The 21252-nt window shown below is 42.2% G+C and carries 16 protein-coding genes; 7 read left to right on the forward strand and 9 right to left on the reverse strand.

The features are described from left to right. Window positions 1–7: 7 nt before the first annotated feature. The 3 genes from GVK91_RS13950 to GVK91_RS13960 form a co-directional block, all read right to left on the reverse strand. Complete coding sequence (locus GVK91_RS13950) at window positions 8–2959, reverse strand: TonB-dependent receptor (protein WP_159729452.1); 2952 nt, start codon at window positions 2957–2959, stop codon at window positions 8–10. A 222-nt stretch (window positions 2960–3181) separates the two neighbouring features. Next, entirely contained in the window at window positions 3182–4801 is a 1620-nt protein-coding gene (locus GVK91_RS13955; protein WP_159729454.1) for a DUF6377 domain-containing protein, read from the reverse strand. 266 nt (window positions 4802–5067) lie between these two features. Further along, entirely contained in the window at window positions 5068–5595 is a 528-nt protein-coding gene (locus tag GVK91_RS13960; protein ID WP_159729456.1) for a hypothetical protein, read from the reverse strand. 164 nt (window positions 5596–5759) lie between these two features. Between GVK91_RS13960 and GVK91_RS13965 the strand changes: the two genes are divergently transcribed. Next, entirely contained in the window at window positions 5760–7013 is a 1254-nt protein-coding gene (locus tag GVK91_RS13965; RefSeq protein WP_159729458.1) for a hypothetical protein, read from the forward strand. Between the two features lie 6 nt (window positions 7014–7019). On the opposite strand, the gene GVK91_RS13970 is transcribed toward GVK91_RS13965, so the two are convergent. Next, window positions 7020–7562, reverse strand: a complete 543-nt coding sequence (locus GVK91_RS13970) for a hypothetical protein (RefSeq protein ID WP_159729460.1) — start codon at window positions 7560–7562, stop codon at window positions 7020–7022. 369 nt (window positions 7563–7931) lie between these two features. On the opposite strand from GVK91_RS13970, the gene GVK91_RS13975 reads away from it, so the two are divergent. Then, the gene (locus tag GVK91_RS13975; RefSeq protein ID WP_159729462.1) at window positions 7932–8648 is read left to right on the forward strand and encodes a hypothetical protein; all 717 of its coding nucleotides are present in this window, start codon (window positions 7932–7934) and stop codon (window positions 8646–8648) included. Between the two features lie 60 nt (window positions 8649–8708). Next, on the forward strand, window positions 8709–9332 hold the full coding sequence (locus GVK91_RS13980) for an outer membrane beta-barrel protein (RefSeq protein ID WP_159729464.1): 624 nt from the start codon (window positions 8709–8711) through the stop codon (window positions 9330–9332). 106 nt (window positions 9333–9438) lie between these two features. Here the strand turns inward: GVK91_RS13980 and GVK91_RS13985 are convergent, their stop codons facing one another. Continuing rightward, a complete protein-coding gene (locus GVK91_RS13985; RefSeq protein ID WP_159729466.1) occupies window positions 9439–10392 on the reverse strand; it encodes a LytTR family DNA-binding domain-containing protein in 954 nt (317 codons plus the stop codon). Between the two features lie 333 nt (window positions 10393–10725). Between GVK91_RS13985 and GVK91_RS13990 the strand changes: the two genes are divergently transcribed. From GVK91_RS13990 to GVK91_RS14000, 3 genes are all read left to right on the forward strand, one after another. Further along, the gene (locus GVK91_RS13990; RefSeq protein WP_159729468.1) at window positions 10726–11859 is read left to right on the forward strand and encodes a hypothetical protein; all 1134 of its coding nucleotides are present in this window, start codon (window positions 10726–10728) and stop codon (window positions 11857–11859) included. A gap of 5 nt (window positions 11860–11864) precedes the next feature. Continuing rightward, on the forward strand, window positions 11865–12443 hold the full coding sequence (locus tag GVK91_RS13995) for a hypothetical protein (protein ID WP_159729470.1): 579 nt from the start codon (window positions 11865–11867) through the stop codon (window positions 12441–12443). Between the two features lie 123 nt (window positions 12444–12566). Further along, entirely contained in the window at window positions 12567–12947 is a 381-nt protein-coding gene (locus GVK91_RS14000; protein WP_159729472.1) for a hypothetical protein, read from the forward strand. A gap of 89 nt (window positions 12948–13036) precedes the next feature. Here GVK91_RS14000 and GVK91_RS14005 read toward each other — a convergent pair whose 3' ends face one another. From GVK91_RS14005 to GVK91_RS14020, 4 genes are all read right to left on the reverse strand, one after another. After that, window positions 13037–14398: a RagB/SusD family nutrient uptake outer membrane protein gene (locus GVK91_RS14005; RefSeq protein ID WP_159729474.1), complete on the reverse strand. Its 1362-nt coding sequence runs from the start codon at window positions 14396–14398 to the stop codon at window positions 13037–13039. 1 nt (window position 14399) lies between these two features. After that, window positions 14400–17606, reverse strand: coding sequence for a SusC/RagA family TonB-linked outer membrane protein (locus GVK91_RS14010; RefSeq protein WP_159729477.1), 3207 nt, complete (start codon window positions 17604–17606; stop codon window positions 14400–14402). Continuing rightward, complete coding sequence (locus tag GVK91_RS14015; RefSeq protein WP_159729479.1) at window positions 17603–19561, reverse strand: redoxin domain-containing protein; 1959 nt, start codon at window positions 19559–19561, stop codon at window positions 17603–17605. Before GVK91_RS14015 ends, GVK91_RS14010 begins: the two co-directional genes overlap by 4 nt. A 152-nt stretch (window positions 19562–19713) precedes the next feature. Continuing rightward, a complete protein-coding gene (locus GVK91_RS14020; protein WP_159729481.1) occupies window positions 19714–20088 on the reverse strand; it encodes a hypothetical protein in 375 nt (124 codons plus the stop codon). A 670-nt stretch (window positions 20089–20758) separates the two neighbouring features. Here GVK91_RS14020 and GVK91_RS14025 point away from each other — a divergent pair. Beyond that, window positions 20759–21223 carry a helix-turn-helix domain-containing protein gene (locus GVK91_RS14025; protein ID WP_159729483.1) on the forward strand — a complete coding sequence of 155 codons (465 nt, stop codon included), beginning with the start codon at window positions 20759–20761 and terminating at the stop codon, window positions 21221–21223. Window positions 21224–21252 lie beyond the last annotated feature (29 nt).

Consider the following 21252-nt stretch of genomic DNA (forward strand, 5'->3'; position numbering starts at 1 on the left):
AAGGAGATTAAAAGCTAAGATTTAATGAAAGGGTATAGATGCGCGGACGTTGGTACACATTGTTGTCGAGCCCATTGAAAAGCTCAGGATCCACGCCCGAATATTTTGTAAAGAGCTTTACATTCTGCGCACTCAGGGCTATCCGTAGTGCAGTACCTTCATTCCAAAGACGGCGAAATGAGTGTCCCAAAGTAATATTATCGATTCGAAAGAAGGCACCGCTCTCCAAAAACAGATCGGAGAAATAGCGTTCCTGCGCGAAGCCCCGCTCCAATGCTTTTTGTGAAATATTGCTGGATACACGTTCCGAGCTGAACAAGTCCATCATTGACTGGCTCGCCTGCTGGTAATTGAGCACATAGTTACCAAAACTTCCATGACCGTTGATTCCCAGATCCCAATTTTTATAATTTAGGCGGGTCGATAGGCCGTAGTAATAAGGAACCCGCGAGCTTTTGCCCGTAATGTATTTATTGGCATCCTGTTCGCTGGTGGTAACCGAACCATCTTTGGCGATATAGCTGCCTTCGATCGCTTTGCCATTGTCATCATAGGCCTGTTTGAGCAAGAAAAAGGTATTCGGTGTTTCGCCCACTTTCTGCACCTGAAAATCATTGCGGCTAATGGTACCCGTTTTCACGTAATTATCGTCTGTATCAATGGTATTGAGCTTTTTTATTGTCGCATTGCCATAAGTGAAGTTTGCATTTACCGTCCATTCCAGGTCCTTCTTCTTGATCGGACTGCCGCCCAGCGCAAGCTCTATACCCCGGCTCTCCATATCGCCGATGTTAGTTTCAATAATATTGGTAAAATTACTTCCCGCAGGCACCGCAATTTTATTCAGCAGGTCTTTGGTGTAACGTTTATAGATATCAAAACTTCCATATAGACGATTGTTAAAAAAACCAAAATCCAGCCCTAGGTTATACGTATCTGTTGTCTCCCATCGGATATTCGGATCGTATCCATTGGGGCGGTACATATTTAGCCAATTGCTTCCAAAGAGGTATCTTGCCGCGTTGCTGGAAACCGAATACGTTGATAAGTAAGGATGATAACCGCCGATCTCCTGCTGACCTGTCCGGCCATAGCTCAGTCTCAGCTTCAGATCGGAGATCTTGCCCATATCTTTGATAAAACTTTCCTCAGAAAGGCGGTAAGCCAATGCCGCAGACGGGAAATAGCCCCACCTGTTTTCCGGCGAGAAACGCGAAGATGCATCGGCACGCAATGTTCCTGTCAGTAATATTTTGTCTGCAAAGGAATAATTGACCCGGCCGAAAAAAGAGAGCAGATAGAGGATATCTTCATCCGGAATTGAGGTATCAACAACATCTTTAACGGCGCTTTTGGGGTCGGTACTATACCAGAAGCGCTGCCATTCGTAACCTGCAGTCGCATCAATCTGGTGCTTCCCACCAAACTTTTTCACATAATTTGCATAGGCAGTGAGCATGTAGTTGGTATTCTTGTCATTCTGTGTCCGGAAAAGCCCCCTTCCATCGTTACGGTTTGAGGTATACATGGATGGTGCCTTATCCGGAATAGACTCCTCATAGTCCCGCTTGCGGATATCATACCCTAGATTGAGATTTAACCTGAGCTCTTCGAAACCATGGATTTTATAGTCCACCGCAACATTCCCGATTGACCTTTTGATCCGATCGAGCTTATCAGACAAAAAGAGCTCCGCCACCGGGTTGCTTGGTGCCAATGTGATGGGCGTACCACCATTCCGCCAAAGATAATAGCCCAATCCTTCCTGATCAGGATAATCTTCATAAACTGGCCGTGTAGGATCAAAAGAGATCGCACTTCCGATGACACCAGTAGAAATTGGACGCTCGCGCTCCAAGCTGCCTTTTAGATTCAGGTCTACAGATAAATGTTTATCCAGAAATTTAGGGGAAATGCCGAACCCTAAGTTTGTCCGCTGGTATTTGTTTTCTTTGATGATACCATTCTGATTAGTATATCCACCTGATACGCGGTAGGGCATGCCAGCGCTGTTACCTGTTAAAGAAAGGTTATGATCGTTGCCGAAGGCTGTGCGGTATATTTCCTTTTGCCAATCGGTATTTGCTGAACCCAGCTGAAAATCTGCAGGAGCATTGGCTTTCTCAGCAAAAGCCTTGCGGTATTCGTCGGCAGACAGCACATCATAATAACTTGCTACCCTATTGAGCGTAAAATTGCTGCTATAATTAAATTGTGGTTTCGACTGCCCCAGCGTACCTTTTTTTGTTGTAATGATGACGACCCCATTAGATGCACGCGAACCATAGATCGCTGTGGCCGAAGCATCCTTTAAGACGGTAAATGTCTCGATATCGTTTGGGTTGATTGACCGCAGGGGCGATCCGCTGCTTATAGGTACACCATCGATCACGATCAGCGGATCATTGGAAGCCGACAGCGATGCCCCCATCCGGATCCGGATCGTCCCTTCACTCCCCGGTGCTCCGCTCCCGGGTACAATATTAACACCCGCAATCTTCCCTACTAGGGCATCTTGGGGTGTTATCTGAACACCTTTATTTAATTGGTCGGGTTTCAGGCTAGCAACAGCACCTGTGGCATCTGTTTTCTTGACCTGACCGTAACCGATCACTACGACCTCTTCCAGTTCCTGATCCGCAGGCTCGAGAAAGATATCAGTTTGCATGCGTCCATCAAGCTGTATCTCCTGTTTTTGAAAACCCACATAGGAGATGACTAGCGTACCCTTTTCGCCAGGTTTAAGCTGATAATTTCCATTGGCATCCGTAAGTACCGTGCGATCCTGTCCCTTCACTTTTATATTGGCACCAACGATTGCCTTGCCCGTCGCACGATTGAAAACGGTACCCTTGACCGCGGTCATCTCCTGTCCTATCGCCTGCTGCAAAACGATAAGATGGCCGACAAGAAAAAGTAGAGAAGTAAGCAGATTTTTCCGCTGTTTGAACTGTATCATAATTGTCTATAATTGGTTATCTAATGAGCAACAGGATATCCATTGCCCGATAATTCAAAGTTAGACTGAGACAGCTGCAATTAAAATAGAAGTAGATGCAGAAAGTAGATTAATTGCTAGAAAACAGAAAAACAACTACTTAATAAACAATACTTTAATAAAAACAAAACTCAAAAATAAAGTAGACAAAATAGGGGTTATGAGTAGACCATCAGCGCAAAATCAACGTCCGATCTGTTCCATTTTCAGTTTGAATTCCTCCTTGCCGACTTCCAGCTTATTCATAATTTTCCGTTTGTAGTTATAAACTGTCTGCGGTGAATAATGCAAAAAGTTTGCGATACGGCTACTGTCCGGAATCCCCATCCGCATCAGCGCAAAGACACGCAATTCGGGTGTAAGGCAGTCATCAGCCTTGGGCTGGATCTGCTCTTCGGGTTTAAGCAGCCGATTGAAGTCCGGAATAAATCGCGGATATATACTCAGGAATACCGCGTCAAAATTCTGGAAGAAATCCCTGACTTCATTGGATACAAGATTGGTATCGCCAGTTGCCGCCAGGGCCTCCTGGATCTGGCCCGCCCGGAGTTTTTTATGCAGGTTGACACGATAGCTTTCCAGCTTGTTGATATACGACGAACATAGGTTGAACACATAGCCGATATACGTTTCCTTAACATGGTCGGATTCAGAAAGCTTGGTATTCAGATCGCGCAGGGTGACATTGATTTCCATCAATTCATCGTTTTTGCTTTTCACTAGCTTCTTGGTTGCCGATATCCGTTTAAGCTGCTGATAAATAAGGATACTGCTCGCCAATAAGATCACCGACAATACGGAAATCAGTATCAGATAATTGAATAAGTTATTCTTCTCCTCCTCCATCTTCTTATCATAAGATGCGACTATAATGGGAAGCGCTTCGGAAATTTCGAGCATACGGAACCGGGCTCGGGCAAAGGAAGCATCTTCCATCGCGCAGCGGATATAGGAGTAAGCTCTATCCACCTGACCTTCCTCATACAGTAAGACAGCCAGCTCGCGCAGGGCGACATAACTTTTGGCTGCTCTCCTGATGTCTGTCAGAGCAGCAAGCGTCAGAAATCTTTTTTGTTCCGATGCATCGCCCAGCTTTTCGTAAGTCTTGGCAAAGCGATAAGCGATACTGGCTTTTTGCGCACTATCTTCATCCGGCTGCTGCCCGATTTGCTCTAATGCCAAAAGGGCTTTTCTATAATCTCCTTTTTCAAGCAGCTTATCGTTATAGGTCAGTTTATAGGGTATACTCTGCGTATCATAAACCTGGAGGAGCGAGTCCTTATAACGGCTAATGAGTGTATTGTACTGTTTTTTTTCATCATCCAGTAAAGCATTGTTAAATAGCAGCGTATAGATGGAATGGTAGAGGTGATAGTAGTAGCCCCATTGGTCTTTATTTAATTGAGACTTGTCTATTTTGGCCATGCTATCAAAAGTTTCCTTGTAGATCCCCATTTTCCCCATAATCTCCGCAATATTCATCTGCGACTGCAATACCAGCTGCCGGTCCTGCAGCTGCTGCGCAAGGGACAATTTCGTCCGTGCGGCGGCAATGGCCGAATCGAGATTGTAATGTTTATAAGCATCAAAGAGCTTATCCGCATAGTTGAATTTATCTTGTAGACCGCTGCTGCGATGGAATGCCAGTTTCAGATCCTTTAAATGCTGTTCCTTTTTATCTGAAAAATCAGCTCGTCGTGCTATCGCTTTATCGAGTACCTGCAATAATGAATCTACATTTCCATTGGCAAAAACTGGAAGTAGCGTTATGGATAATAAGATCAGAAGAATAATTTTTTTCATGATAGAGGCTTAAAAAGGTAGACTGATAGCTGCCGTATTCCGGCTAGCTCAAAACTACGGTTATTGTTGTAAAAAAAGAATAAAGATGCGAATATGGTCGTTTTTAAAATTGTGGGGACTTTGTGGATCTTTCTGACTTTTAAGGAATATCCCGAACCAAGACCGCTATTCATCAGTGTTTAAAATCAAAAACAAAAGGATGATAGCTCTTCAAGCTATGGCGCGGCATCCCAGTGATTGGAATAACGGCGACTAGCTTATATCAGTTACTTTTTTATTCGAATAAATCTGTTTGTACTATCCGGCTTATGCTTCAAAGGATAAAACTTATAAAGTTCATCTACGGTTCGCTCCCGACCTCTATAATTACTTTTCGAATAGGTAATCCTAAAGTTTCTTTTATCAATAATTCTCGCCTTGTTTATCACTGTTTTTAAAGGCCCTCCCGACGATGGTTCCCAAAATTCCATGTAAATTTCATCATTGGAGATATCATAAACCCCAAAACCAGTCTTGCTATCTTGCATCAAATTAGCAAATCTATCTATCGTACCCTCAAAATTATTCTTCAAATCAGATTTGAATACCAGTCCGTGCAACATCACCGAATTGCGATACAGCAAAATTACTGAACAAACGTATTCCTTTGCATCTTCCTTATTCGTTTCTGAAACAAATACACCATCGATATCCAGAGCTCCAGGGTTTTGGACATTACGCAAATAGAGCTTTTGGTCAATGCATGACACGAAGCAGCAGCACGCAAGAATTGGGATTAATATTTTCACTATCATATTTAAACTATTTATTTATAATTGCCCACCTTTCATTCACGCCTAAAGAAGAAATAAAATATACCCTCTTTTTTTATTTTACGTATTAAAGCAAATTTATATCTTTATTAACAAGAAAACTTAAAATTATACTATTATTTACCGCAGGCTGCATTTAAATGATCATGAATAAAATACTATTTATCATCCTCTTTGTTTTGGTTTCTACTTTCGGTTTTTCACAAACCTTGACTAAAGCAGACTATCTCGAAGATCTGGATTTTTTAAAAAGGACATTACCCGCCAAACATACCAATCTATTTGCCAAAACCACAAAAGCCACTTTTGAGAAGCTCGTCGATGACATTGCCAGCAAAGCTGATTCGTTGAATTATGAGACCTTCACCGTAGCGCTCTTCAAGCTAATGGTAAGTATAAAAGATGAACACACCTTTGTTGAAACAAAGTTCAACAGGATACTTCCCGTTCAGCTGGATATGTTTAACGATGAAGTCTATATAACAGCTATAGACCCAGCTTTTGCATCGTTATTGGGTAACAAATTAGTAGCAATCAATAACCACAGCTTCAAACAGATTAATGCTTTGTTTAAGGAGGCTATCCTAAGTGAAAACCTTTCGTATTTCAATGATCATCTTCTCCATTTCATCAACAATCCGGCTTTTTTAAAAGGCCTTGGAATCATAGATTCGGACAAAGAAGCTGCATTCACATTTGTTGACCGGAACAATAAAATCAGTAAGATAAAATTGACGTCATCGGAAGCTAATGACCTAAAAAAATTAAACTTAACAGCGGGTGCGGTCAATCTACTTTCAAAAAAGAAAAAAGGGAACTATTGGTACGATTATGACGCTGCTCACAAAATCCTTTATTTTAATTATACGACATGCCGGGAAGATCCGGCTCAGCCTTTCGATCAATTCAATCAGGAGTTGTTCACGTTGATCAATGCCGAACGTCCAAATAAAATTGTGCTGGATCTAAGGTATAACAACGGCGGGAATTCCGGTATTTTGACGCCATTTATTGACCAAATCAAAAACAGCTACCTGAATAAAAAAGACAGTTTTTTTGTATTGATAGGCAAGAATACGTTCTCCTCAGCTGTGATGAATGCAGTTGAACTGAAGAAAAATTCTAATGCAACCTTTATAGGCGAAGAAACCAGCGGCTCAATCAATCATTATGGCGAAGTAAGGGGATTCAGTCTACCAAAATCAGACATCGTGATTGCCTATTCGACGAAATACTGGGAAGTATGGAAAGGAAAAAAAGGACCTTTAAAACCTGATATCAATATCACGTATACGATCGAAAATTATATGGCCGGAAAAGACGAGGCATTAATGAGCATATGGCCCCAACGACCGCAGCCTAAAGGAAAGCCAATAAACAGCAGGCTAATACTTCGATAAAATGATCTACCATCCTGCCAATTTGATTTTACCATCGCTATCAAAATCCGTATTATCCGTCACCCTTTTTAGGTTCAACTGCTTTAATGACAAGCCTTCCTGCAGAGGCACCCCTGTAGACTTTATCCTAAACAAGGGATAAGATAATGGCTTTTCGCCCCATTCGAGCACAAAATGATAGCCATCTACAATCTTTTGCTGGTCATCGGTTTTGATGATCAAAATATTGTGAAAGGTTTGCTCCGGCTTGACCGAATCGTTATCTGGTGAGATACCTCTTGCTTTATAGGTGGCGATAAACTTGTAATAATGGTACTTGCCATTTATGGGATTGAATATCAATTCGCGGCTGTTGTTTTCTTTGATTAAAGCTGAAAAAGACTGCTCAAAATCATCCAGTAACTTGTAATTAAAATCGGTATTGATCTTATTGGCGACCAGTACATAGGTCTTCTCATCTTTACCGGCACTATTTCCCTTCGCTTGGTTTTGTGCAGCGACCGGATAACAAGTAAACCAGCCTAACAATAGGACTATTAAATATCTCATCCAACTAATTTATTAAAATTCAAAGAATATTACCCCAGCTGGCCAGCAAACATTTCATTTTTCGATTTCTAGCTGACACAGACACAAAAATTTTACACTACTCCAATAAATTTTCCAATAGCTTATTATGCATTGGTCAATTGGGAGCCATTATTCTCGCAAATGCCCAATCATCTATGATCAAATTTTATAATTTACCGTCTAAAACGAGTTATTAACTTATATTTATTAAATTTGTAGCATTACGCATATTATTTCCGTTTGCAATAGTATAGTATCAAAATAAATTATGAAAAGACCTATTTTAACGAAATGCGCAGTTTTATTGATTTTCCTTTAATACGTCTTACTGACCTATTCTATATTATTATGCTGAACATATTTCAAAAAGTAAATAAAGGGCAATGGTTGCTCTTTATCCTACCATTCTTTCTATTTGGGTGCGAAAAAGATGAGCGCGATGGCACAACCTGTGCGCAGAATTGTATTGTACTATCGGGAGTTGTTGTGGATACTCCTGCGAACAAATTATTATCTGATGTAGAACTAGGAATTTCTTTCCAATATTACAGTTCGTTCCTTAAACCATCTATAAGTTTGGGGAAAACAAAGACAGATACCAAAGGCAAATATAGTTTTCGATTTGATGCCAGCAAATACCTATCCCGAGAAGGCTTTTTTATAGTTAGTGTCAAAAAGAATGGTTATTATCTTAATGCATATGATCCAGATTCCTATCAAAGCGTAGCTTATTATGACTTGGACGAGCTCAAATATGATACCCCAACCGATGAACGAATAATGCTTTTCAAAAGAGGTGAAATGGAGTTGCATCTCAAAAATGTCAAAAAACTCGATTTGAAAATGCTATCGGTTAGCTATGGTCCAGAGAAATCCAATACTAGTTTTTCTATCGCTCCTGTCCCTCGTGATTTGGATACCATCGTTAGGATAACGATTCCTGCCGATATGGAATCTGTATTAAAATGGCAAGGCTATAATGGACCGGATCCCTTACAATTCGACAAGGCCGCCACTGTTAATTCAGAAAAAGGAAGCTTTACACGTTATCAGTTAGATTTCTAGTGAGAATTAGCGCCAATTAAAAAGAGAAAACAATTATAAAATCTATAATCATACATTCATATGCTTAAAAAATTACTTTCCAGGATATTTCTTTCCGTTTTAACTTTATCAGGAACCGGCCTCTATGCGCAGCAAAACAATAGTGGCAGTTATGACATCGAACTTTCTATTACTCCACTTGCTGAGAGTACTATTGGACCTCGGAAAAGCCTTATGGGAGCCGGTAGCGACGACAGTAAGAATTATATCGCTGTATTGCTCCGCGTAGGCTATCACTATAATGAAACATGGTCGTTTGGTGCAGGTGTGGGCTATTCCCACCAGAACATCACGACGACATCGGCAATAGTCGATCCATCGGTGGAGCGGATGCAATATTCCTCGGAACTCTCTATTTGGGAATTCCCTTTAGATGCCAGGGTAAAATTTTTGAAATATCTCTACGCAAATGCGGGACCGATGTTACACTTCCAGCAGAACGCAAATAGTTATGTAGACAAGCAGCATGGCATAGGTTTCCATGTTGGACTAGGCGCAAAGGTTCCATTATCCCAGCAATTTGCTGTTACGCTGTCCCCACACTACAAAATGTACTCGCTCATTCCTTTCCATTCCGAGAGAAACTATGATCGTGTGCAGGCTTTGGGAATTGCGGTTGGCGTGAATTATAAGTTTGCAAAATAGCATTTGCCGGATAAAGGAAATACGGCTGACCTATCAGCAAACTACTGACATAGTCCACCTGTAAGTCAGCCACAGCTATATCATGAATGATTTAGCAATATGGCTTTTAGGCCTTCTCAAACCAACGTTTAAAATCAGCAGCATGGTAACGGCTTACCAATATATCATCTTGCTTCTCAAAAGACGGCTTTAGTTCAATCGTTAATATACCATTTTCTAAAGCACGATATTCTTTAATGATACTCCGATTAACGATATAACGCCTGTACATCAGGTAATATTGATTATGGTCGAGTACCTTCATCAATGTCTCGAGGCTATAGTTGTGTGTATATTCCTTACTACTCGTCAAGGTCAGGAGCTTTTTATCATTCGCCGAGCTTTTGATAAAGGCAATGCCGTCAAGTGCGACATAGTTATCTTCATAACCGTATTTCACCCCAAGACAAGGAGCAAGCTTGATCGCATCGGAAAGGTCCTCACTCCGCTCATCCTCCAATTTCATTTGCAGTGTTTCATAACTTACAACTACCTCCCTGAGAGCAGCCAACTCAAGTTCTGCCTCTAAGTATTGATCTTTCACAAATCGGGCAAAGCGGATGACGTATATCACCAGAAATAGCAGATTCAAAATAAAAATAAACAAAACCAAAAACCTGAATTCGTTGTGTATGTAGGGTATGATTGCACCCCAACCTTTTGCATTTAAGGGTAAGAATACCAGCATCACTAAAACCACTGTCAGCAAGGCGGGCAGTACCAGTCCGTAGAGGATTTGCCTGATCAACCGAGGCTTAAAATCCGTCAGCCATGATAATCTTTTATCCATATACCGATTAAAAATATGTGCTCCACGAAGCACACACATAGCAATCAACGACGATAGAAACCAATAGAGATAAAATTTCGGCGCTGAATAACGCGCATCAAAAACAAGAAACCTGCTGGGCGAAAAGAAAAAATTCCCCACCAGAACAGCAAAAAATAGCTGGAGCCTGATCGGTATGTATTTTACCTGAATCTCGGAATGAAATGTCTCAATAAGTTTTTTAGTTTCCATAAAGCTGTATAACCGGTTAAGGCAAACTAAAATAAATAATTTTTCAAACAACAAATTAAAAAATCACTACATCCCCCCTTAAAATATACCGACAAATACCACCATTCGTACTATAATTTTATTTTCAAGCCAAGACGAAAAATTCACCTAATGCATCCATAAAGCAACTTTTAAATACGATCGCCCTTACCATTCATCCGTTTTCAAACATCTTACCTTGCCTTCAAAGTAAGAGCTTGCTAATTTTATAATACCACAATGAGTTATTGGATCACCAACAATAGCACAGCTGTTGGCACAAAACCAATGACTATAGACTATCATAAAATAATTATGAGAAAACTAAGAATAACATACAGACAGTCCTTTTATAATTCCCCCATAGAACAGTGTTTCTATTGCAAACGCCATTTGAGTGACCATAACAACTGGACCAATCTCCAGCGATGCAATGACCTATTTCGTCCATCGACGAAATTGTGCGGCAATAAGATCAGGGTTGTTGTATGCCATACCTGCCAAAGAGCCAAATCACAGCTTGAGCCCGAAGAGTTTATCGAAATACTGCAAGGCTGCTTTGACAAAACAAAGGAGTTTAAATATATTGCTGTATCGCAGATCCAGACCATCATCAGAAATATTCTTTACATCCTGGATCATCTGGAGCCTGATCTCAACGGGCGGAATCTCACTGTCCTCAAGAGAACGGACTCCGAAAAGCCGCAATTAAAGTACCAGGCTGTATCCAGCCCCCTTTCTATCCAACCGAACGCATCGCAGATTAACACAAGCCTGACCTGCTATTACTGCAATACACCATTGGACATCACCCGGCAAGATCCCAGCCGTCAGATCACCCGCGATCATGTACGCCCTCTTTCCAAACATCCCGAATCTAGAAAGATTGTATTCAGCTGTCATAGCTGTAACAACAGCAAGGCGAATGATGAACCCGAAATTTTCCTGGCAAAGCTTAAAATTGCCAATTACCATAAACAGAACTATAAAAAAATACCCTATCATCGGCTCTGCACCATCATTGTTAACCTACAGGATTTAATCCATAAATCCTTGAAGCCTTTTGCGCCTTACCCTGTTCTAAGCATCCTGAAATGCTACGATCTTTCGCTTCTGCGGCAGCAGCTTCATCGTGAAAAGCGGCAACTTTGGCTAGAGCGGATTGATGACTTTGTCTTGCTGGAATTGCTCTTGCTTTGCCTTAGCGCTCAAAACAACCGCTCACGGGATGGCTTAGCTCATGATGCCGCTTTTTTTAACATCACACTTTGGCAAGAGCGACTTGAACTGGCATTGGAGATCGGATGGATATCCGCATTTTACCGCATCGATACGATCGATTTTCACGCGCTGATGGAAGAGCAGGAGTTTGATCAATTTTATATTCTAAGCGATCGGGGCCGCGCGGCCCTACAGCTGGAGACAGTCTGTAGTCAACAACAAAAGTAAAATTAATGGAACATAGCGGATCATATCAAAAGCTCATCAAGCATTTAGAATCCTACAGAAGGCTCACTGACAGTCAGGAGAATATCTTGCGCCAGCTGGTCACTATCAAATATTGCAGTCCCAAGGAGATCTATCTCGAGCGCGGTGGTATTGCCAAGCATATCTGTTTTATCCATACCGGTTATGCTTTGGGTTATGAGCATATTGACAGGGAATTGCGACTATCCCGTATCTGGCAAGAAGATCAGATTATTTTAAAGACTGACAGTTTGCTTGCTTTCCAGCGTAGCGAAATGAATATTATCTTCCCAGAAGGCGGCAATATCATCGAGATCCCTGTTGAACATCTCTTACAAGCGACAGAGCTAACCGCCTTTTTCCATTATCTGCTCCTGCAAGAACTCAAATATTACCAGCAGCAGGAAAATCTGTTTAGATTAAAAAACAGCAGAACACTGATACGCTGGTTTCACCATCGCTATGCTGACATTCGATTTAAACTCACCGATCTACAGATCGCTCAATTTCTGGGTATCACGCTCAGGTGGTACAATCAGAATAAAAATAACCCAAGTTTGGAATAAATACAGCTGAAATAGGAAAAGAAACTTAACATTTAGGAATTAATGTCCGCACTATAGGAATTAATACTATAGTAATTCCACATTGCTGGGTCTACCTTAGTATCATAATCAAAAAACACGATTATGATGAAAAATAAATTCGCAGTGAAGGCATCACTCTTCACTTTAATCTTGGCAATGCTCGCAATCGGTACGTATGCGGCAGTTGCAGTGATGAAGAAAAATACGATAACTGAGAAATCAACAATTGTTGATCCACAATGGTATCAGTATGACGGCAGCGGAGATCCGACCGATGCAAGCAATTATACCCTTATTCAACCGCAACCGGCAGATGACGGTGAAGCTAACACGCTATGTCCAGGTACCGAAGAAATGTGTGCGGTACGTGCATTGCCTGGATCATCAACACAGCCCGCTACATTTAGTAATCAATTTAAACAAGACATTAGCAATGCCTTGGCAAACTCCGCACCGACAACGGAGATTAAATTGCATGACTAATCTTTTTGTCTCTTTCATACGTTAAATTAAATTTAGTTTTGAATCCATCCAGAAATGCTTACAATGCAGATCTGGATGGATTTCCTTTTTTATCGTGGGTTCTGCGGAAACCCAGCGATGGCTATAACATTATCAGGTATCAGAAACACATATGTCAGATCATCAGGTGCAAGCCTGTAGACTTCCTGATCCAATTTCCGCTGTAGCGTCATGGCTGTCTCTTTCTCCAGATTGAAACGCCTTAGGTCTGTCCAGCGAAGTCCCCGAAACAACAATTCCTTTCTCCTTTCTTCGAGCACCAATTTCAATGCCTGCTCATGCTCCATCGTTAAATCCGGCTGATAGGTACCTTTAACATAGCGATTGCTCAGCAGGACTGCCAAACTTTTTAATCCTTCCTGCACCTCTCCCACCCTCACTTGTGTTTCGGCTTGTATTAGGTATAGCTCATCCACGGTCAAGCCTTTAAACAGGAAGCCCTGTACACGGCCATCGTAGGTTCCTTTAAATGTATAATAGCTATCCGCATTTTTGGTAAAGAATGCCTTTTTGCGCAGGTCGTTATCGGCATAGCTACTGTACAGAATCGAGTCTACCCGACTACGAGCCGGAGCCAGTAGCGCACTGACTGTATTACCTCCTGCCATCCAGATAATCTCTGCGTTCGTCGTGTTAAAAGGCGCTGCGGCAGTGAGGTTGATACTATTATAGTCCACTAACTCTTTACCATAAGAAAGTGCCTGCGTACTTGCTTTCAACGCATTTGCATAATCCGACATAGCCAAATAAATACGGGCCAAAAGCGCATAAGCTGTACGCTTAGTCGGCCTATTGATATAAGCCGTATGCTCGGGCAATAGTTCGGCAGCAGTTTCCAGATCGCTCAAAATCTGTTCATAAGTTTGTCCCACCGTACCTCGCGGGGTATCCTCCTCAATTGTTGTAGACAGCCGAATGGGAATACTAAGCTTCTCTATATTTTCAGCAGCATACACCGGTGCAAAGAGACTTGCCAGTTCATACAAAGCAAAGGATCTAAAAAATAACCCCGAGCCTTTGATACGCTGATAGTCCTGTTCACTTTTTTCTTTTCCCAGCACTTCCAGTTCTTCGAGAACCGTGTTGCAGATAAATACGACCTTATATGGAGATATCCAATCGGCATTAAGCTTTCCCTGCTCCTGCCATATGTACCTATTACGTGTATCCTGATTGGCAATACCCTGCCAGTTTTTGGCGCTCAAAAAGTAATTGTCCGAAGCCTCTTCACCTGTCGATGAATAGACACTGTTTATGGTTCCGTAGGCATCTAGCAATGCCTGCAGATCATTAATTGTCTTTGGGACAGAAAGTGCCTTATTCGATTTTTCATCCAAAAACTTCGTGCAGGAGACCATACATAGTAGACTCCAGTACAGCGCTAGTCCAAAATAGAGATGTATCTTTTTCATATTATAATTGCATGTTTAAGCCAAAGGAAATCTGCATTGGCATTTTAAATCCGTCCGGATATTCCGGGTCGATACCGCGCCTATTTTTACGCCAAAGTACCCAGTTTAGGCGATCTGCAAAACAGTAGATATCCATGCCACGGATGATTTTGCTTCCAAATAAATTTCCCTTGAAGGCATAAGAAATCCTGATATCATTTAAGCGAATATGGGATCCATTTTCTACGGTCGCTGACGACATACTATAGAAATTATCCCGATCTTCATTGATCGGATACACAAAAGAAGGAACAGTCGTATACAGCTCATCACCAGCCTTTTGCCAGCGCAGCGCATAGTCGGCATGGCCATCATTATTTTTTAGTAAGCTACTGTAGGAGACGGTATTCCGCCGAAAATAATAAGCAGCTTTAAAAGCAATATTGGCGGATAACGTAAGTTGTCTGTACGAAAGCGTATTCCTCAAGGCGCCATGCCACAGCGGTACTGGCGAGCCATGGAAAACCACCTGGTCCAAAGCCGTCTTCTGACGGATATCCTTATAATTTTCGCTAGGAGCGCCATCCAACTCGCCTATGGGATCACCTGTTGCCGGATCCAGCCCATTGAAGCGGTAGCTCAGGAGCATATAAGGCATCTCACCTTCATAAGGCAGCACATTGGTACCACTTCCCACATAGAGGTAAGCCGGACTTTGACTATTCAACAAATATTTTGTCAAGGTATTTTTAGCGTAGCCTGTCTGCATGTTGACAGTCCAGTTCCAGCTACCTTTAAAAACCTTTCCGATCAAATTCAAGTCTAATCCCTGTCCCGTCATATGCGCGCTATTGACCATTACAGACGAAAACCCTTTCGTCGGATCTACTGTCTGCGAGCTGACCATATCTACCACCTTTTTACGGTAGTATTCTACCGTTCCCCTGATCCGATCATCTAGCAAACCAAAATCCAGCGCAAAATTGGCCATCGCGACCTTCTCCCAGCGTAAGTAAGGATTGCGCGGGGATACGATATTGGCATAAGGTATTTTAACGACCGAATTTGAGGAAGCCGAACTGTTGCTGATAATGGTATAAGCAGACATGCCATTGGGGATGTTACCACTCGTACCATAAGTGGCGCGCAGATTCAGGCTAGAGAAAATCTTTGATCGCCAAAAATCTTCACGTGCAATATTCCACGAAGCACCTACCGACCACAACGGCACCCCACGTTTATTTGTCTCCACACCAAACAGGTTGGATTCATCCTTGCGCATACTTGCATTGAAGTTGATACGCCCATCGTAGGAATAGCCAACATTACCATAGTAAGAGATAAAACGGGTGGTGCTTTCCGAGAGCGATACCCCGCCCGGAATCCTTTGCAGTCCATACATCCCATTGTAAGTGGGGAGATAATCGATTGTATTAACAGGTGCTGAACTAATCAAATCGTCCACATATCCGTATAACCGATTTCCCTCGCTCTTCTGTTTACTGTGGCGCAATTCGGCTCCAACGAGTCCATTCAACAGTCCCAAATCCCCGATTTTGAGATTCAGATCCGTTTGCATCCGAAAAGAGTGCGATGCCAGCCTACTGTTGCTGTAGTCCAGGATTCCGCCCATCGGTACCGCATAAGCAGGTGTACCATTTTTGACCGTCGTCATCAGATTGATCAGGTTACGTGCATAGTAGCTATCCGGCCCCATATAGTCATCATTTCGACCAAAAGACTGTCCAAATTGATATTTGAGACTTGCACGCAGGAAGCTGAACAGCTGTGCTTTTGCCCCTATGTTAAACCGCAGGGTATTCATAGCCGAGGTTACCTGTACCGCATCCCGATCCTTCAGCGGAAAATAATTCCAGTCCAATAGTGCTCCATTGCCCACTGTATCCACAAAAGAATGCCTAAAATCTCTTTCCACAGGCAGTCGGTTCCCACTTTCGTCAACTAAACGCGTATATGGAAATAGGGCAACCCGGTCGCGACCTAAACGATAACCGGTAGCATAGCCGCCGAGGCCACTTTGTGTACCGCCCTCATGTGCATAGTAAAAGTCACTTTCCAATTTGATCTGCTTTGTCAGATCGATGTTGTTTCGGAGATTTAAGGTCAGCCGGTCATTGTATTGCCCTACTAGATCTGTATTATTTTTATCATAACCGACTGAAAACAGGTAACTATTGCTGGCCGCACCACCATCTATGGAAACAAAATGCTGCTGCAAGAATGTCGGGCGGTACAGATAGCGGCTGATATCCTGTCGCACGTCCCTAGTTTTCAACAGATCTACCAGTCGATCGCCTTCAGCAGCGTCCATACGCCCTTCCTTAACTCCCTGCCAGATCTCCACCGCCTCACCTAATACCGGATATAAAGTTTTGTCATTTATACCGCTCTCGTAATATCCTTGATCATAGAGTACACGCTGGAAGCCTATATAATCTGCACTTGACATTTCGGGGTAAGCCATTAAATTGGGTTTTGCGCTCCATGAGAAATTATTGCGGTAGCTGATGTGCCTAGCTTTATTGCTGCTTCCACGTTTGCTTGTGATAACGATAACGCCATTTCCAGCGCGCGCACCCCATATTGAGGTTGCCGTCGCATCCTTTAAGATCGATACATTGGCAATATCATTGGGATTGATGGACTCGATATTCCCTTCAAAAGGAAAATCATCCAGAATAATCAGTGGATTCGCATCCGAAAATAGCGTACTTAGCCCCCTGATCTGTAGTTTTGGCTGATCGGTACGCGTATCAAAGAGCAGTCCCGATGTGGTATTCTCCAGTCGAGAAAGCACATTCATACCCACCGATCGATTAAACAGTGCCGAATCTACCAGCTCAAAAGAACCAGCAGAGCGTTCACGCGAGAGCACCTGATAACCCGTGTTTACCGTTACCTCTGCTAAGGTATGGCTGGTCCTACTCAGGTAGACTACTGCAGGCAGTTTTCCGGCTAGCACATCAAGTTCTTTACGCTGGTAGCCCATCATCCTAAAACTGAGCAGAACCTTATTTTTCAAAGGCTTAAGCACAATTTCCCCTCGATCGTCCGTAGCCCTCGGAAGGAGCACATCATCTAATCGGACCAATACCCCTTTGATGGGCTTTTGATCTGTGCTATCCCGTACAGTCAATACCAGAGACTGAGCCAATAATAGCTGTCCCGAGAAAGACAGCATGAAAAGAATCAATAAAACTCGCATCATGCTCCCCTCCTTTCTTTGATAACCAATACCGCAAGATTTTCCTTACGCTCATCAGCCTTGATACCCCATTGAGCCAGCCGTTCGATCAGCAACTTGGCAGAAGTACAATCTTTTAAATTACTCGACACAGGCATGTTTTGCAGATCAGCGGGGCAGATGAGATACGGAATATCATTATCCCGAACATTAAGCTTATCGACCAGTGTTTTCAATGCTATAGTTTCACCTATTGAGACATGAGATTTACGGCTATTACCGTACAAGGCAATTACTGGAATCGGTCGTTCTTCTATGGTCAGTCTGATCTTAAAATGTTGCCAAAGATCATTTTTAAGCGTCTCCCGAAAAGCAGCTTTTGTAGTCTCAGCAGGTAATACAGCCTCATAGCATAAGCCATATTGCTGGTTATAGACATCAGCATTGACCTGATCTTTATTAAAATATCTATTTCGATCGATGACCTCGTAGACAATTTTCTTTTTGGCAAGCTGGATTCCTTGGATATCGCTCATAGCATCCATACAGAGACTTCTCAGGCTAGCATTTACAAAATAGCGGCGCTTCAATCCCAGACTATCCAAATTCTGCATCCCACTTGTAGGTGCCGCACCCGCTAGCAATGTTCGAAAACCTGTATAGCGCGCTTTTAAGTCAGCGAGTTCAGGGATCAATAGCGGTTTCTTCGGATCAAAATCAATCTGATCTATTTTCATTTTTACATCAGCAAAATCACCTTTCAGACCTTTCTGCAATTGGCTATCTGTAATATATTCCGATGAGGTAAAAGCCAACACGGTACCATCGTTCGACAACCAAACGAAGTGTGATATGGACGAATGCTGAAAAATCTGTCTCAACAATTTATCCCCAACAACCAAAGGAAACTGCCATTCTCCTGCTACCTTATTTGAACGTTGAAATTTTGCAACGACCGTATCGGTATTCAAGGTAACAGGGATAAATACAATGTCTGAATGATCGTACTTCAGTTTATGCTGAATTTTTCCAAGACTCTCCACACAGCTTGCGCACCATACTGCCCAAAAATCCAATATGATCAATTTTTTATCGCGGTATTCACTGAGCTTTATCGTTTTCTGACCAGTTGGATGGTTGACCACCTGCAATGGCACCTCCCATAGTGATTGAGGAATCTTGTCGCCAATGTTTAAAGCTTTGATCTCGGAGAGCCCATCGGCCCCGCTGTCCTTGCGGGGCGTCTGAGCCGATAAACTAAACATAGAAACTAAACTTAAAAACAAGCATGTCAAAATCATGCGATAGGCACGCTTATAATCTGCAACGAATAAAAAGCATTTTAAAGCCCGCTGAACAACTGGACTTATTAATCCAAGCAAAGTATTGATTCGAAATACCAAAGCCTTACAGATCGACTTAAAACACCTTAAAACAGATCGTTCAGATTCTACTCCATACGTCAATCTAGCATCTCCCACCTGCTGAAAATCTTCGACCATCTTTTGAGCAATTCCTGCCGAATTTTTACATTTCATCGGATTTTCATCGAGTCGGCATCGGGTTTTGATCGGTGTGGCCCGATGAGATCCCGATGAAAACTCGATGCCAATAGCATGAAAGGCAGAAGCTGGGGAGAAGTTGGTCAGGCAAAAGTCCGAAGAAGGTAATGCCTCTCCCGCTCGTCGACTGACCTTTGGCTCGGCTTCGAGACTTCTTCGGGATATGGTCGATACAGGCTTGGCACCCTTTCGGCTCGGCTTCGGCAGGGCTTCGTGTACGCTTCGACTCCTACCCGAAGCGCAGTCGAACAACGGTCGAAGCGTTCCGGAAGAAGAGGCGAGGTTGGTACGACGAAGTGTCGAACGATACTCAAACAAAAGCCGAAGGCTGCCCGAAGAATCTGCTTTTTTTAGAAGGTTCTGAGCGCCAATCGTACAGCGCTTTTTTAGCAGGATCGAAGTACCTTTAAAGTACATTTTTCCTTGTCTAATTTTATTACGCAAATTTTGCGTAATTAGTACTATATCTGTGCTTAAGTAGTACTTCACAGGCACTTGAAATATATAGGTTATATAGCCCATTAAAAAGGCTAAAAATTTCAGGATATTCATTATTTTTTTGTTAGTGGTTACTCAGATAACCGACCGAAAAACTCAGCGACCTTTTTGCTCAATTCTAGCTCTTTTCCGATGCGCTCTTCAGCTTCTGCTGAAAGTTGCATTTTACGCAGGTCTATATGGCGATGATTGACGATACAATAAGCTATCAACACCCGATACAATGCGGTTGCAAACTCCTGCATTTCCTCATCTTTTAGGAGCCTATTTTCTCCTGCACCACCATCAAGATAAGTACTCAATAGCTGGAGAATATTTGCAGAAATAGCGTCTAAGGCATAATGATTCCAGAATGTCTCAATTTCCTTTAAAGGATCGTAATCGACCTTATGGACTTCATAAATAAACCAATCAAAAGCAAATTGCAGCGCTAAAATCCTTTTCATTTTTCAGTCTGTAATCTTTAACCGAAAGTACATAGCATCCCCTCTCCGATCGAAATCAGCTTTTTGTTGGGAGCCTGATGTTACTCAGTTCACATTAGTAATAATTAATTCATTCTGGAAGCCAGAGCGCGTTCGAATGAGGGGGCACAAGGTGTATAATATTGGCGTTACGCATTCCATGGCAAGAGAAGCCAAATCTTATTTGGCCAAACCAGCCGAGCTACTCGGGGGCTGCGATGATGTTTTGAAATTGTTGTTTTCTGTTCATAACCCGTTTATTGGTAACGAGTCTTTTGGTAGATGTTAGAAACGGCAATGGCGTGACATCCAACTTACCGCTGTGAGGCCCTGAGAAGCCGTGGAACGAGTAAGCGGACGCCACGCCATTGCTGACGGGCGTTTGATTCCACTTATCGCCTTGTTCCATTTGAAATTTCTCAGGTTTCACAGCCAAGACTCATAAGTGCAACCACCTGTATGAGATGGTGCAAATGTATTGTTTTAATCTACTAAAGACAAATAATTTACTTTAAAAGTGGCTTTAAACTACATATAAAGCTGCTTTTATCGATAAATAATCGTATCTTTATTTCAAAGATACCAAACTAAGTTTTCGGTACAAAAGGGTAAAATACCCGTATTTTACGGACTTATTTTAATCAGATAAATTATGAGTGTTGTATTTCAAGAAGAAAGAAAAGTAAAACAAGGAGAAGTTGTTGCAAAATTTCGAAAAATGCAAGGAATCAAACAAGAAGCCTTGGGTAAAATGTGCCCTAGTAAATTTTCACAGCAAAAAATTTCCGAGTTAGAATCACAATGGATAATTGATGAACCGACCTTAGAAGAATTGGCAGAAGCTTTAGGTGTTACAGTTGAGTTTATAAAAAACTTTGACGACAGCAATGCTATTTACAACATTTTGCATAACAAAAACACTTATAGAGAAAGTAGTCAAGACCACAGTCAGATACAACACTATCAGCCAACTATTAACTACAATGAGAACAAGGAACTGATAGTAATGCTTGAAAAATTGATTGAAGATGACAAGGTAAAAACTCAAGCCGTCGTCGACCTGACTAAAGTAGTTTCTGATTTGGCCAAGGAGGTGAGGAAGTTGAAGGGGAAATGAAAAGCTTCTTCCGTTAGATCAACTATTCC

This window comes from Sphingobacterium sp. 18053, from assembly GCF_902706145.1.
Taxonomy (GTDB): Bacteria; Bacteroidota; Bacteroidia; order Sphingobacteriales; family Sphingobacteriaceae; genus Sphingobacterium; species Sphingobacterium paramultivorum.